General features: G+C 35.9%; 18 protein-coding genes. 4 read left to right on the top strand and 14 right to left on the bottom strand.

From position 1 onward, the window contains the following. Window positions 1-130: 130 nt before the first annotated feature. The 4 genes from ACFFIX_RS26790 to cdaS all read right to left on the bottom strand — a co-directional run bounded on the left by ACFFIX_RS26790 (window position 131) and on the right by cdaS (window position 4,127). Entirely contained in the window at window positions 131-706 is a 576-nt protein-coding gene (locus ACFFIX_RS26790; RefSeq protein WP_378939587.1) for a superoxide dismutase family protein, read from the bottom strand. A 182-nt stretch (window positions 707-888) separates the two neighbouring features. Next, entirely contained in the window at window positions 889-1,935 is a 1,047-nt protein-coding gene (locus ACFFIX_RS26785) for a C40 family peptidase (RefSeq protein ID WP_378939585.1), read from the bottom strand. Window positions 1,936-2,201: 266 nt separating this feature from the next. Further along, the gene (locus ACFFIX_RS26780; RefSeq protein ID WP_378939583.1) at window positions 2,202-3,410 is read right to left on the bottom strand and encodes an MFS transporter; all 1,209 of its coding nucleotides are present in this window, start codon (window positions 3,408-3,410) and stop codon (window positions 2,202-2,204) included. A 111-nt stretch (window positions 3,411-3,521) separates the two neighbouring features. Continuing rightward, window positions 3,522-4,127 carry a sporulation-specific diadenylate cyclase CdaS gene (cdaS, locus tag ACFFIX_RS26775; protein WP_378939581.1) on the bottom strand — a complete coding sequence of 202 codons (606 nt, stop codon included), beginning with the start codon at window positions 4,125-4,127 and terminating at the stop codon, window positions 3,522-3,524. A gap of 333 nt (window positions 4,128-4,460) precedes the next feature. On the opposite strand from cdaS, the gene ACFFIX_RS26770 reads away from it, so the two are divergent. Beyond that, window positions 4,461-5,825 (top strand): MATE family efflux transporter, encoded by a 1,365-nt coding sequence (locus ACFFIX_RS26770; RefSeq protein WP_378939579.1) that lies wholly within the window; start codon window positions 4,461-4,463, stop codon window positions 5,823-5,825. A gap of 325 nt (window positions 5,826-6,150) precedes the next feature. Here the strand turns inward: ACFFIX_RS26770 and ACFFIX_RS26765 are convergent, their stop codons facing one another. Beyond that, window positions 6,151-7,026 carry an SDR family oxidoreductase gene (locus ACFFIX_RS26765; protein WP_378939577.1) on the bottom strand — a complete coding sequence of 292 codons (876 nt, stop codon included), beginning with the start codon at window positions 7,024-7,026 and terminating at the stop codon, window positions 6,151-6,153. A 230-nt stretch (window positions 7,027-7,256) separates the two neighbouring features. Between ACFFIX_RS26765 and ACFFIX_RS26760 the strand changes: the two genes are divergently transcribed. Then, window positions 7,257-7,694, top strand: coding sequence for an Rrf2 family transcriptional regulator (locus tag ACFFIX_RS26760; RefSeq protein WP_378939575.1), 438 nt, complete (start codon window positions 7,257-7,259; stop codon window positions 7,692-7,694). Between the two features lie 86 nt (window positions 7,695-7,780). Here the strand turns inward: ACFFIX_RS26760 and bshB2 are convergent, their stop codons facing one another. From bshB2 to rarD, 4 genes are all read right to left on the bottom strand, one after another. Continuing rightward, window positions 7,781-8,446, bottom strand: a complete 666-nt coding sequence (bshB2, locus tag ACFFIX_RS26755; RefSeq protein ID WP_378939573.1) for a bacillithiol biosynthesis deacetylase BshB2 — start codon at window positions 8,444-8,446, stop codon at window positions 7,781-7,783. Between the two features lie 23 nt (window positions 8,447-8,469). Continuing rightward, complete coding sequence (locus tag ACFFIX_RS26750; RefSeq protein WP_378939571.1) at window positions 8,470-8,820, bottom strand: YojF family protein; 351 nt, start codon at window positions 8,818-8,820, stop codon at window positions 8,470-8,472. Between the two features lie 19 nt (window positions 8,821-8,839). Continuing rightward, window positions 8,840-9,106, bottom strand: coding sequence for a protein YoyC (gene yoyC, locus ACFFIX_RS26745; RefSeq protein ID WP_378939569.1), 267 nt, complete (start codon window positions 9,104-9,106; stop codon window positions 8,840-8,842). Between the two features lie 68 nt (window positions 9,107-9,174). Next, window positions 9,175-10,104: an EamA family transporter RarD gene (gene rarD, locus ACFFIX_RS26740; protein WP_378939567.1), complete on the bottom strand. Its 930-nt coding sequence runs from the start codon at window positions 10,102-10,104 to the stop codon at window positions 9,175-9,177. Window positions 10,105-10,272: 168 nt separating this feature from the next. On the opposite strand from rarD, the gene ACFFIX_RS26735 reads away from it, so the two are divergent. Next, window positions 10,273-10,743 (top strand): Hsp20/alpha crystallin family protein, encoded by a 471-nt coding sequence (locus ACFFIX_RS26735; RefSeq protein WP_378939566.1) that lies wholly within the window; start codon window positions 10,273-10,275, stop codon window positions 10,741-10,743. Between the two features lie 209 nt (window positions 10,744-10,952). Here the strand turns inward: ACFFIX_RS26735 and ymaG are convergent, their stop codons facing one another. The 4 genes from ymaG to yodB form a co-directional block, all read right to left on the bottom strand. Beyond that, window positions 10,953-11,300, bottom strand: a complete 348-nt coding sequence (gene ymaG / locus ACFFIX_RS26730) for an inner spore coat protein YmaG (protein WP_378939564.1) — start codon at window positions 11,298-11,300, stop codon at window positions 10,953-10,955. 96 nt (window positions 11,301-11,396) lie between these two features. Then, complete coding sequence (locus ACFFIX_RS26725) at window positions 11,397-11,759, bottom strand: DUF2188 domain-containing protein (RefSeq protein ID WP_378939562.1); 363 nt, start codon at window positions 11,757-11,759, stop codon at window positions 11,397-11,399. 120 nt (window positions 11,760-11,879) lie between these two features. Next, window positions 11,880-12,620, bottom strand: coding sequence for an SDR family NAD(P)-dependent oxidoreductase (locus tag ACFFIX_RS26720; RefSeq protein WP_378939560.1), 741 nt, complete (start codon window positions 12,618-12,620; stop codon window positions 11,880-11,882). Beyond that, window positions 12,621-12,941 (bottom strand): transcriptional regulator YodB, encoded by a 321-nt coding sequence (gene yodB / locus ACFFIX_RS26715; RefSeq protein WP_378939558.1) that lies wholly within the window; start codon window positions 12,939-12,941, stop codon window positions 12,621-12,623. A 144-nt stretch (window positions 12,942-13,085) separates the two neighbouring features. Between yodB and ACFFIX_RS26710 the strand changes: the two genes are divergently transcribed. Then, window positions 13,086-13,709: a nitroreductase family protein gene (locus ACFFIX_RS26710; RefSeq protein WP_378939556.1), complete on the top strand. Its 624-nt coding sequence runs from the start codon at window positions 13,086-13,088 to the stop codon at window positions 13,707-13,709. Window positions 13,710-13,733: 24 nt separating this feature from the next. Here the strand turns inward: ACFFIX_RS26710 and ACFFIX_RS26705 are convergent, their stop codons facing one another. Next, the gene (locus ACFFIX_RS26705; RefSeq protein WP_378939554.1) at window positions 13,734-14,339 is read right to left on the bottom strand and encodes an alpha/beta hydrolase; all 606 of its coding nucleotides are present in this window, start codon (window positions 14,337-14,339) and stop codon (window positions 13,734-13,736) included. Window positions 14,340-14,663: the final 324 nt, after the last annotated feature.

The raw sequence follows: 14,663 nt of genomic DNA, 5'->3' as shown, positions 1-14,663 counted from the left end.
GCATCATTCATCACCTCAAGATTTTTATTACTTCTATTTTAATACAAAAAAGACTGTAGGCAAACTCGATAAAATCGAGTTTGTCTACAGTCTGAAAAGTCCGACTCAAGAGGAGTCGGACTTTTTTAATTTACTTTTGAAGTACACCACAAACTATACGTTCGCCTGTATTACCTACGGGATCGGTTGAGTAATCGTCAGCACCAGCATGAATAATAAAAGCACTGCCATCTAGATCTTTTAACGAATTTTCTTTTCCCTCTTGGAGTGTAACGAGAGGTGCATTTAATTCTACTTCAACTTTACCGTCTGCTCCTACTTCAATGTTCGGAAGATCTCCTGCATGGGGACCTTTTGGGTTATCAAAGCCGTGTTCTTTTTGATAAGGGTTATAGTGACTTCCAGCAGATTTGAAATCAGGTTTTTCACACTTTCCCGTTTCATGAATATGGAAGGCGCGTTTGCCTGGAGGAAGGTTTTCAGCTTTAAGACGTACTGTCACACCCGTGTTGTTTTCAAAAAGTACGACCTGTCCTACCTTTTTGTCAGTCGCGTCTTTTAATTCAACAATGACGTGTTCCTCTGTTTTTTCACTTACCGGTATCGCATCCTGGTAGATTTCTCTCTCTGTTATTTCTTGCTTATTCAACGTACATGCAGATAACACAAAGACCACACTTAAAATCATTAACCATTTTACTTTCATTCAAAACATCTTCCCTTCTACACAACAGTCACTAGCATCTTTTCCAATTATTACGGATATAAACACTTGACATGTTTGAAGGAAATACAAAAACAAAATCGTTTTATTCCTCAAAATAAGGGTAAGTATTATTAAAAGGCATAAAAAAAAGATCCTTTAAAAAGGATCCATAGTTAATTCAGTTAATTTGAAAATCGTTTTGCGCCTAAGTATCTTGGTTTCCAATAAGAATTATTTAAATTTGAAATAGACACACCTTGTGAGCTACTCGTATGAATAAATTCATTATTTCCTAAATAAATTCCCATATGTGAAGGACCTTCTTTATATGTTGTAAAGTAAACAAAATCTCCAACTGAAGGTGCACTAACAGGCTTCATGATATCCCAATATCCCGCTGTGCTTAGACGAGATACAGATGTTACTTTATTTAGGACATAATAAATAAATCCACTACAATCAAATCCTGAAGGAGTATTACCTGCCCAACGGTAAGGTGTTCCAATCAATGCTTTTGCTTCACTAATCATTTTATCTAGCTTTACGTTTGAAGTAGTCTGCTCAACCGGAGTTGTTTTAGATGGAACCAATTCTCCAGATAAAATTAGCTTTTGACCTACATAAATAATATCCGACTTTAACTCGTTCTTAACTTTGATTTCAGCGACTGTTAAACTATATTTATTCGCAATTTTCCAAAGTGAGTCTCCTGGTCGTACTTGGTAAGAAGTATTCTTACTGCCACTAGGTTGTTGATTTGGTGCTTTAGCAGTTTCAGTTGGAGCCTGTTCAACGACTTTTTCCTCAGCCTGATTTTTGACTTTAAGCTTTTGACCTACTAATATTAAATCGGTTTTTAGCCCATTAAGTTGCTTTAATTCATTCACTGTTAGCTTATAATTTCGGCCAATTACCGATAAGGAATCGCCTGATTTAACCGTATATATCGCTTCTTTTGTTGTTGTCGAAACACTTACCTTTTGTGGTGCTGTTGCTTTTGAATCTGAGTTATTTTTTGTTGGAATTTCGAGAACTTGTCCAATACGAAGTAAGTCAGTTTTTAAATTATTTGCATCTTTTAATGCCGAGACAGTTGTTTGATAGTCTCGTGAAAGTTTCCACAATGAATCTCCACTTTTCACTTTAACACTATCAGCAGCAGCCATTGACGCAAACAAAGATGAACTAACAACCGCTGTTGCTGTTAAGCCAATCAATTTCTGTTTCATCGATATGTTAACCTCCTATAGGACTTTTAAAATAGTGTGTATAAATAATAACTAAAAAGTTACTAATTTAGCGAACGGAATTATAGTCAATAAGTCTCATAGTTATATAGACTTAAGCTTACCTTTTCATCATACATATAATTACAAGTTTAGACAACATAAAATCTATGAATCTGACATTTTGCTACTTTTTTCTTAGTATTTTCCTTTTTATTGAAACTTCAAAAAAGGTGTCGGCATAAATAATCCCTGACACCTTTTTTGAGTTATTTTCCAGCCGTTATTTGGGCTCCTTCTGGGACTGATTCCGTTGCTCGGATATGTTTCCAGCCGTAAAAGAGGACAGCGGATAGTGATAAGGCTCCGAAAATCACAACCATAAATTGAAGACCAATGGTATCTAAGAATAATCCAGTTCCTAATAAGACGACCTGAAAAAGAACACGATCAATCATATTACGGAAAGAAAAGAACCTTCCATGGTATTCTTTTGGGATTTTTGTTTGAAAAATTGTAGCAGCAATAGGAAAGAAACATCCTACTCCTATGCCAAACACTCCGAATGAAATAAGAGACATACTAAAATAGTTACTAAAATATAGCGACAAATGTGCGATTGATATAACAAAAGAAAATGCAAACATAAGTGTTACCGGCGGATATAAATGAGTAATTCGCTTTACAAAAAACGCGCCAATCATAAAGCAGACTCCTTCCACTGTATACAACAGACCTTTAACAGAGATACTATCTTGAATTTCACTTATGTTTATGACCATTAAGTTGAAGCCACCAATAAAGAGCATTGGAATAATTGTTAAAACAAGGGCCGAAATAACAATTGGGACACCTTTAATAACAGGTATTACATCTTTAAAGCTACCAGACTTACCTTTATTATTTAATGTTTCCTGGTCTTCTTCAAAGTGAAGCATGAAGGTTGTTATTAAAATAGCAGCATAAGCAACCATTGAACCTATATATAAGAATTTAATATCTAACACAACTAACATCACACCTGCTAGCGCTGTTCCTGCAACCCGAGACAGCGTCGCTACATTCATATGTACGCCATTCATTTGCACGAGTTCCTCATCTTTAACGATTAATGGAATAACCGCTTGAAGAGCTGGAAAATAGAATGCCGCAGATAACTGAATGCTAATCATGAAAAGGACCATAAATGTAATGGATTCAAAATGTAGAGCAAAGAACATGAAGCTAACGCTTAACATCCTCCCAATACCTGAATAAATTAATATCTTTTTCTTAGAATATGAATCAATCAATCTACCGGCCAAAGGCCCAACTAATACACCTGCAAGTAATCCAGTAAACAGAATCAGCGATTTTAGAAAGTCAGATGGTACATATTTTTGCATAAATTCAAGATTTCCGATAATTCCCATCCACAAGCCCAGACCTGCCACTAACTCGCCGACCAGGAGAATCCAGACATTTTTATTTTTCCACATCAGCTTTCATCTTCTTCCACTTAAGATAGTTTAACTATATCACCTCAGTATTTATTTCGCCACACGAAATGTTATCTTTGATAATGAAATTTTCACCTATATTGCAAAGCCTTACTCTGTACTAATTGGATATAGCGTACCATTTATTGCAAATGACTTTTTCCCGGTTTCCTCAGAAATAACTAATATTAAAGCGTCACAAATTTCAGACAAACCTATCGCGGCTCGGTGTCTAGTTCCTACTTTAAAGGTAAAACGTTGTGATGAAAGTGGAAGCACATTAGTTGCAGAAAAAATTGCGTTTCCTCTCACAACTACTCCACCATCATGTAGTGGGTTACCTGGATAAAATATAGACTCAAGAAGGGTTGAGGACAGTTCTGCTTGTAGTTGAACTCCTTTTTGAATGAACGGTTCTACAGATTGACTTCTCTCAACGACAATTAGACCACCATGTCTTCTCTCGGACAAATTTTGACTGGCTTTTGCTAAAGCAGAATAATTTGGTGTGTACATCGCTAAATATGCCTCTAAATAAAATGAGGACGCAGTTGATTGGATTTTTTGAAAATGCCCCTTAATTTCTTCTAACTCACATAACAAACAATAATCCTTACTACTTAATGATTTCTTCATCAGTGAGGCTTCCTTGATAATTTTATCTAGATTATTGGAAATTTCTTTTTTAATCATTTCAAACATCACAGTCTCATTCATTATTTTAACGTCCTTTTCCCTGTATTTCCTTGTAGTTTCTTATATAGTCTCTTGTTTTATTACTTAATGTGAGAAATAAGTGCCACTTCGTTCATTAAAAATGTATTTTTTTCCATTCTTTTCAAACACTAGATTGAGGAGGTTTTCAAATGATTACTCAAAAAATTTTCCAGTATCTGTTTAGTATTCTTGGAATAACTACATTGGGATTCTTTTATTTTCAGATGTTTAAAGCGGAAAGAACGAAATCAGATGATCAAACAAAATAAACTACAAATGAATTAATTCATGTTATAATTCTCAAAGTTAACTTTAGGAAATCGAGGATCTAACATGAAAGAAACACGAACGTATAAAGAAAAAATAAAACAGTTTTCAATTATTTTATTACCCATTTTAATTACCCAGCTTGGTTTATTTTCGATGAATTTCTTTGATACAACGATGTCGGGAAAAGTAAGTGCCGCAGACTTAGCTGGAGTCGCGATTGGATCAAGTTTATGGGTACCTGTTTACACCGGACTAAGTGGGATTTTATTAGGAATAACACCAATTGTAGCTCAATTAGTTGGTGCGAAAGAAAAATACAAAGTTTCGTTTACTATTATTCAGGGTCTCTATTTAGCTATCTTATTATCGATTGTCATTGCCATCTTGGGCTATCTTGTCCTTGATCCCATTCTAAATAACATGGGACTTGAGGAGTCTGTTAAAACGATCGCTAGAGGCTATTTAATTGCTCTTTCTTTTGGTATTTTACCTTTATTTATCTACAGTGTTTTAAGATGCTTCATAGATGCTCTTGGGCTAACAAGAGTATCTATGATCATTACCTTATGTTCATTGCCAATCAATTTCACACTTAATTATCTATTTATTTTTGGACACTTTGGTGTACCAAAGCTAGGAGGAATTGGTGCTGGTATTGCCTCTGCCATAACATACTGGTGTATTGCGGGAATAACTGTTTTTATTGTTATAAAAAAACAACCTTTTCGAGAATTTAACGTTTTTAAAACGTTTTTTCGAATTTCCTTTTCAGCTTGGAAAGAAATCCTCCTTATTGGAGTTCCAATTGGGTTATCTATCTTTTTTGAGACAAGTATTTTTGCTGCAGTTACGTTATTAATGAGTGGGTATAACACGATCACAATTGCCTCCCATCAGGCAGCTCTTAATTTTGCTTCATTTTTATACATGTTGCCACTAAGCATTTCAATGGCATTAACGATTGTTGTAGGCCATGAGATTGGCGCAAAAAGATTTCAACATGCTAAAGTGTATAGTTTTTTAGGAGTCGGAATAGCGGTTGGGTTATCGTTATTAACAGGCGCCATTATCTATTTCTTTAGACCAGAAGTTGCTTCCATTTACACCTCTGATCCAGCTGTTTTTGAAATGATGCAGCTCTTTTTAATCTATGCTTTGTTCTTTCAGCTTTCAGATGCAATCGCAGCACCAATTCAAGGGGCATTAAGAGGCTATAAAGATGTTAATTTCACTTTTTTCACAGCGTTAGTATCCTTTTGGGTGATCGGATTGCCAATTGGGTATGTACTAGCTAATTTCACTAACTCTGGACCCTATGGTTATTGGATTGGATTAATAAGTGGACTTGCAGTTGGAGCTGTTGGTTTATCATTCCGGTTGTATTACGTGCAGAAGAAACAAAAAAACATACAATTTGATTCAAACTAAAAAGCAGCCATTACGTTTTATTAAAAGTCAAGGTTATCTTGAAATGGTTTGATAACAAAGAAGTAATATATAATGTCACACATGTTATTAGGTAAAATAGAAGGATAGATAAAAGCTGAAGTCTATCAGCTTTATCTATCCTTTTTTGTACTACATATAATCTCATTTACTACAACAACATTAAGATTTGACTACGATAAAATAAGAATTTCGTTTTTCAATAATCTCGCCCGATCGTACTGGAACTTCCACGCTTATGGACACCTATTACAAAGTTTAAAAAACGACCTCTCTCTTAGTTCAGAAAGGTCGGCCTTTTTGCAGATTAATTTTTTGTTTCGGTGATTTCATTAACAATTTGACTTAGTGCCTGGCTGATTGGTGTTGTTGGACGACCGAGCACCTTTTCGAAATCCTGGCTCCCAATCTCCAATGATCCTTCACGAATGCCTTTTTGGATATCAACGAGCATAGGAATGATAAAATCTGGTACGCCAGCACCTTTCATAATGTTGGAATAAGTCGCATCATCGACCTGTTGCAAGGGCACTTCCTTGTCCAATACAGTGCCAAGAACAGATGCGAATCCCTCTTGTGTCATCAGCTTACCAGAAAGCTCATAAATTGTATTCTCGTGTCCGTTTTCAGACAGGACTGCTGCCGCAGCCTCTGCATAATCTTGTTGCAGTGCCCATCCTATCCTGCCGGATCCCGCAGATGTCACCCAAGGTGCCCCTGCCATCACTCCTTGAATGCTTGCAATTTCGTTCTCTAAGTACCAGTTGTTTCGTAAGAAGGAGTAAGGAATACCTGTCTTCAAGATGGCTTCTTCAGCAGCACGGTGTGGTGGGGCAAGGAACAGTTTGCTTTCACTTGCATTTCCTAGGCTGGTATAAACAATAAATTTAACTTGAGCACGTTGAGCCGCTGCTACTGCATTTGTGTGCTGCTGGATTCTTGTTTCATTATCACCATCCGCAGAAATAATTAATAAGCGATCGATACCTGCAAAAGCCGTTTCCAATGTTTCTGGACGGTCAAAATCTCCGTGCCGGACTTCTACTCCACGAACCCTAAATCCTTCCGCTTTCTCCGGATTGCGAACACTGACAGCCAGTTGGCTCGCTGGTACAGTTTTCAATAACGTTTCTACAACTTTCGTTCCCAATTTTCCAGTTGCACCTGTGACTAACATTTTCATAATCTATTCCCCCAATATGTTTTTTAAAAATCTTGGTTAATGATTTGTAACCGATTTGATTACCTGTAATCATAATAATTACTTCTAGTGTTTTTGTCAACAAATACAAAAATCTTTATTTATTATGTACGAATCTTAAGGTAGAGTATAATAAGGTTGTAATCAAAAGAATTACATGATAAAATTAGGAAATTATTTTGTTGTAAAAAACGTAAGGAAGGTGACTGATTATGTCTATCAGCAGCCGATTTGCCGTGGGCATTCATATATTAGCTCTTATTGAAATAAATAAAGATGGAATAAACTCATCAGAATATATAGCAGGAAGTGTAAACACGAATCCAGTCGTAATAAGAAAAATTATGGGGATGTTGAAAAAAGCTGGGTTAGTAGAGGTACATCCTGGTATTGCGGGGGCCAAACTTGCTAAAAATATATCTGAAATCACATTACTTGAAGTATATAAGGCGGTTAATGTTGTACAGGAGAAAGAATTGTTTAGTATACATGAAAGCCCTAATCCGGTTTGTACCGTAGGCAGGAATATTCAAGACACAATAGTTCCACTGTTTACATTTGCTCAATTAGCCTTAGAGAAAACACTAGGCAATGTAACCCTTGAAGATGTTGTAAAGGATATAAATGAAAAAGAGAAATTAAATAATTAAAAAGACATTCCTAACAGGAATGTCTCAGACTGTCGACAAAACCCTTTTCGTGGGAGTTGTCGACAGTTTTTTGAATAGTGCTTTTTTTAGTCATCCCACTTATACGTCCAGTAAACCTCTTTTTCAAACCACTGCATGGCTTCTGGATTTTTAGAAATGATCTTTTCTTCCATTTGTTTTAACATTCCCTCAGTTTGAGAGCGATGTGCTTTTAAAGCATTCATTTTAATATCGGCAACAGAAGTGATATTAATCGTAACATCTGGTTCTCCGAGTATATCAACTCGATCTCTTGTAATTGGGATACAATATGTGACAGGGCGCTCAGCAATTGGCCGTCTCTTTAGGGCATGAATGACAGCAGCTCCGCAAGCATCATGATCGGGATGTACACCGAAACCTGGATAAAATGTGATCACTAGTGACGGATTTACGTCATTGATGATTTCTTCAATAATATCTGCTAAATGCTCGATATTTTCAAATTCTAATGTTTTGTCCCTTAACCCTAGCATTCTTAGATCCTGGATATCCATTGCCTGACAAGCATCTTCTAACTCTCGTTTTCGAATTAAAGGGAGAGTTTCTCTGTTTGCAAAGAGGGGATTCCCCATATTTCTTCCCATTTCACCTAGAGTTCCACAAGCATATGTAACTGGAATTCCTTCTTTTCTATTTAATGCGATAAGACCAGCAACTCCAAACGCTTCATCATCGGGATGTGGTAGTACGACCAAAACATGTTTATTCATTGTCTTCCTCCTTTCAATTGTATTTAATTCGGAAATGGTGTTTCACTTACTTGCAATGCAATAGCTAACTTTCCATCTTTATCATGACCAGCCATCAAGAGACGATTATTTTCATCAAATACCCAATCTGTTAAACCTTCAGCATAAATCCATCCATTATCAATTTTTAGTCCTACTCGATAAGGGCCTTCGCCAGTAATTTTAGCTTGTTGAAACGAAACATTCGCATTACGGATAAACGCAACAACCGTCATGTTTTCACTATTAAGATGCGCAGAATATGCACCTGTTGTCGTTTCTAAATGCACATAAATCTTTTTATTTAGAAAGGTCTCTAAATAGTTCTGAACCTCTTGCTTTACAATTGGGTACATTTAAATGCTCCTTTATAGTTTACTGCTCTTCTATATTTTCTAATTGAGTTAAATGCATCTGAATTAATTGAACTTTTTCGTCAGGTTTCAATGAAGATTCAATTATTCTTTTACTAGCTAGTTGAAATTTTTGGAGTGGTGTTTTTCGCAATCTAGGGTGTGTCATATCGTCCTTAATATCAGTTACGATCGCAAATTTGAGAGTTTCTTCTTCATTTGAACGAATGGGTAATTCTCGGCTTCTCCAAAGATTTCGATAAGCAATTAATAATTGTTGATAATTCATGATAAACTCCTTCAACTAGTCTTACCCTTATTTTAGCTGTGGACCCTGTTAAAATAAAGAAAGATGCCTTAACTGGCTCGTTTTTCTTTAAATTCTGCAGATTTAAAGTAGCGAGAGTGCGATAAACTGAAGAGAAATAATGAACTCCATATAAGGGAAAAGGTGATAAATTCAATGTTGGTAAACGGTTCGTGATAAATCACAATACCTATAACAAGTGTAATGGAAGGTGCGATATATTGAAGAACTCCGACCATGAATAATGGAATTCTACGTGCACCGCTTGCAAAAAGCAACAGAGGGATAGCAGTAGCAACACCAGCTCCAATTAACAGTAAGTTTGTCGCAAGTTGATAGTCAACAAACGACGATTCTCCTTTGTTTATAAGTGATAGTAAATACACAGCTGCAAGAGGTGTAACTACCATTGTTTCAAATGTTAGTCCCATAACTGAACTTAACTTTGTTACCTTTTTTGTTAATCCGTATAATCCAAAGCTAATCGCAAGTGTTAGCGCTACCCATGGTATTCCTCCATAATGAAGCGTCGTGATTAACACACCCAGAGTAGCTAAAAGAAATGAGATCTTTTGCCAAAGTGTCAACTTTTCTTTCAAGAAAATCATCCCAAGGAATACGCTTATTAATGGGTTTATATAATAGCCAAGACTTGCTTCGACCATATGTTCATTATTAACAGCCCATATATAAACAAACCAATTTATGCTGATTAACAAGGATGAAACGATTAAAGATATAATTAACATAGGTTTTTTAATCATTCGCTTAATTGTAACAAACGAGCTTTTCCACTCTTTCGTAAAGGTTAGCAACAATATCATAAATAAAAATGACCAAAGAATTCGATGTGCTAAAATTTCTTCTGGAGAAACGTGTTCAAGCATTTTCCAATAAAGAGGCAAAATTCCCCATAATAAATAAGATCCTGCTGTATAAAGTATACCCTGTTTATATGTACTCATTTCTTGGTTGTGCATAAGATGCCCTCTCTTTTCTTCTAAGGTGAAATAAATTAGCTTTATTAATAGTCCAGCGCTAATTATACCCACCTATATACATGTCTTACAAGAGGAATGACTTACTAACAATTCTAGGATGTGCGCATATATTGAAGCATCTATATGATTGTAGAAGGGTGTGAAAGTATGTTTCCGTGGAATAAACAATTTCCCTTTCAGGGCACAAATTCTACAGATTCTTTTAAAAATATGAAACCTGCAGAAGTAGAAGGGTACATTCAAAATGTGATGAAAAACGTTTTTGGTGGAGATTTTTCATCTAGCTTTCCCTTTCAAGGCGACCTTCCCTCTCATAGCTCTTCCGGCGAAAAAAATCAGGGTTCCATTAAAAGTGAACTGTTCGAAACATCGGAATATGTTTATGTAAGGTTGCCAATAAATGCAGAGCAGATTCAATCCATTCGAATACAGCATACAAACAGTCAACTGTTATTATTAAATTATCCGAATGATGGTAAAGAAAGAAAGTTCATGCTTCCATCGACAGTGAAACGTAAAGGAACAAAAGCTGTTGTCACAAATGGAATGCTCGAAATAAGATTTATCAAGCATGAGGATCATCACATCTCAGAGATTGAAATTAGAAACCAGGATTAACAAAAGCGAAAAACGCCTTGATCAGCCTCAGGCATATCATAAGACGATAATAAATAAAAGGCGCCTTTTGCCTTCAATTTATAATTGGCTTATGACCTCTAGGGACTAGGCGCTGGAGCTGAATGTAGAAACGCATACTTAATTTAAAAGGATATACTTTCTGAAATAGTTTAAAAACTACCTACTATTGCAGGTAGTTTTTTTATTAATCATTTAGGTGGGTAGCCACCACCATATGGGAAGCCACCATATGGAGAGCCACCGTATGGGGAGCCACCATATGGGGAACCACCATATGGCGAGCCACCATATGGAGAGCCACCGTATGGGGAGCCACCATATGGGGAACCACCATATGGCGAGCCACCATATGGAGAGCCACCGCCATAATAAGGATATGGTGGGTAATAAGGTCTTGGTCTAGAATAGTTAAAAACAGCGCTTCCGACTAATCCTCCAAACAGACCTCCAATAAAAGGGCCACCAAAAAAGAATGGACTTCTTCCATATCCGTAATAAGGGCGACGGATATCATATCGCATCATATATGGGTTCATTTCTTTACCTCCTCGTATATTACCTACACTAAAAGGTATTCAACTAGGTAAAGAATGGAGTGGGCGAATAGCTATCACAGGATGTTTTAGTTTTTATTAATCATCTATTGATTGTTGAATTGAGTGATCCAGACGATGAACAATAATTGATGCATTACTTTTTTTCACAAGTTCTTTCCCCTTTTTTACTGCCTCATCCTTAGTATTAAACGAGAAGCTTGCTTGTTTATTTCCTTCTTTTTTCAGGTTCCATTGATTGCTTCCGTATTCAATATGACAAGTGTCTTGAAAATCATCTTTTTTTGACCACTTTTCCGCTTGCGATATACTAATTGGAATGGTCCTTCCTTCTGGATAGCCTTCTTCAAGTAAAGCATTTGCAATCTCGATTGCTTTATCTTTGGTTTTTGAGGGCAAGTTTTTCATTGACTCTGGATAGTCATTTTTAGACCAAGCCATGTTTATCACCTTCCTTGATTTAGTGTACATGTACCCTTCATTTGTGTTGTAAAACACTTGTAGTGACATACAAAATTGAACAAAATGTAAAAAGGACTCTTCAAGGGAAGGGTCCTTTTGTTAATGTTCATAGATCATTTTTTTTGTCATTCCACCATCAACAACGAGATTCGTTCCGGTCACAAAGTCGTTGGTCGGTTCTGTTAAATACATGCAGGCTTTTGCAATGTCTGCAGGCTTTCCAACACGCTTAGAAAAATGTTGAGCATGATCAATTGATCGCAATTCGTCATAATTACCAGTTTCTATCCACCTAGGTGAAACCGAATTAACACGAATTCCATCATGACCAAGTGAAGCAGCTAGTGCATGTGTGATGGAAATAATAGCCCCTTTAGTCGCTGCATAAGCTTCTGAATTCGGTTCAGACATGGTTGCTCTTGTAGAAGAAATGTTAACGATTAATCCACCTCTAAGGTTTTTCTTCATAGCTTTAGCTGCTTCTCTTGAAGCAAATAAGACACTTCTTAAGTTTGTCTGAATAACATCTTCCCATTGCTCAATAGTTATATCATAAGGAGACACCCAAACTGATTTACCTGCATTATTGATCAAAACATCTATTGTTTCGTATCGATTAATTGCAAATTCAATTAAGTTTCTTATATCGGTGAGTGATCGAACATCAGTTGAGAAAAAATCAACGTTTAATTTCTTCCTCTTTAACTCCGCTGATAGTAAGTGACCTTCTTCTAGATCAACATCAGCGAAAATTACATTATGACCATGTTCTGCATAAACTCTAACTATTTCTTTTCCTATTCCGTTAGAACCACCAGTAACAATAACCGTTTGTACCATTCAATCCTCTCCCTTTTGACAGTATTGATTTGCCCAAAGCTGAACTTCTCTCATAACTCCTTCTAAACTGTTTCCTTTTTCAGTTAATTGATAAATTACTTTTACAGGTGTTTCAGCTAAAACTACGCGTTCAATTAACCCTTCATTTTCCAGCTCTTTTAACCGTTCAGCTAGCATTTTTTGACTAATACTAGGGATAGTATCAGTTAAATCTTTAAAACGCTTTGGTCCATCTAAAAGAACGTGAACAATTATTCCTGTCCACCTTTTACCTAGGAGGCTAAAAGCAGATTCCATTTTTGGACAAAGACCGATTTTCATCTTTTATCACCCTCACATACTTACTTCTTGACTAAACGCACAATATTTTATAAGATAGCAAAGTCAAACTTACAAAAAGTTAGTTTGTTACTTTTTGTTTATTATATATGACAACTCAACCAGAAGACAACTAGGAGGTTTATAATGACTACAACTTTAACAAATGATTTACTTTCGGTTATAAATAATCGTACGTCAATTCGTCACTATGATTCAACAATAAAAATCAGTGAGGAAGATTTAACAGAGATTTTAGATTCTGCTACTAAGGCTCCATCTGCATGGAATCTTCAGCATTGGCACTTTCTTGTATTTAAAAGTGATGAATCTAAAGAAAAACTCTTACCAATAGCTTATAATCAAAAGCAAATCGTCGAGTCGTCGGCAGTTATTGCGATCCTCGGTGACTTGCAAGCAGATAAAAATACGGATCCAGTCTATGAGCCACTTGTTCAAGCAGGATATATGACAAATGAAATTAAAGAAAACCTAGCTGGACAAATTCATGGAGCTTATCAAAATAGTATTTATGCAAGAGATGCTGCATTTAGTAATGCCTCTCTAGCTGCCATGCAATTAATGATTGCTGCAAAAGCAAAGAGTTATGATTCGTGTGCAATCGGTGGATTTAATGTCGATCAGCTAAAAAAAGAGTTCTCAGTTTCAGAGCGTTTTGTGCCAATTATGTTAATAAGCATAGGAAAAGCAGTTAAACCCGCACATAAAAGTAGCAGAATGAGTGTCGATAAAGTATCTACTTGGTTATAAAAATAAGCCGCAGGAACACTGTGGCTATTTTATTTCTCTTTTGTACCAATCGGCAGCGGCTTGAGCCTCTGACTTTGTTAGCTGATGACCATAGGATTCCCAATGAATGGATACAGTTGCACCTGCTTTTTTTAAAAGCTCAGCCAAATCTTCTGTTTCTTCAGGCTTACAGATTGGATCATTTTTTCCAGCACCAATAAAGACTGGTAAATCAACCATATTTGGAAGTTGGACCCCTCTTCTTGGAACCATCGGATGGTGTAGAATTGCACATTTCAGTGAATTTTTAAAATGAAAAAGGAGACTCCCTGCAATGTTTGCCCCATTTGAATAACCAATTGCTACAACTTCCTCACGATTGAATTGATAGGTATCTGATGCTTCTCTAATAAAATCATTTAATTCTTTAGTACGTAGAATTAAATCCTCTTCATCAAAAACACCTTCTGCTAATCGTTTAAAAAAACGAGGCATTCCATTTTCAGATACATTTCCACGACAGCTTAAAATATTTGCTTCAGAATCAATCATCTTACCTAAAGGGATTAAGTCTGATTCAGTTCCACCGGTTCCATGTAAAAGAAGTAATGTTCGATCTGAGTTAACACCTTTTTCAAATATATGTTTCATAAAAAAACCTCGTTTCTTTTTTCATATCGACTTTCAACATGTTCATCTCTACTGTAAGTGGTTAGTAATGTTGTGAATTATGTAAAAAAATAGTTCAATTTAGTATATCTCGAATTCGAATTAATTATAAAATTTACTTATTTACAAGTCAATAAAAAACACTTTCTAACCATACTTTTCCCCTTCCAAACGAAAAAAATCTTCTTATCAATAGTATGATAAGAAGATTTCAGACTGTAGACAAACTCGATTTTATCGAGTTTGCCTACAGTCTTTTTTGTATTAAAATAGAAGTAATAAAAATCTTGAGGTGATGAATGATGC

The sequence above is a fragment of the Metabacillus herbersteinensis genome, from assembly GCF_042433335.1.
GTDB lineage: Bacteria > Bacillota > Bacilli > Bacillales > Bacillaceae > Metabacillus > Metabacillus herbersteinensis.
Note: the sequence above shows the minus strand (reverse complement) of the source record. Positions and strands in the feature narration are given on the sequence as shown.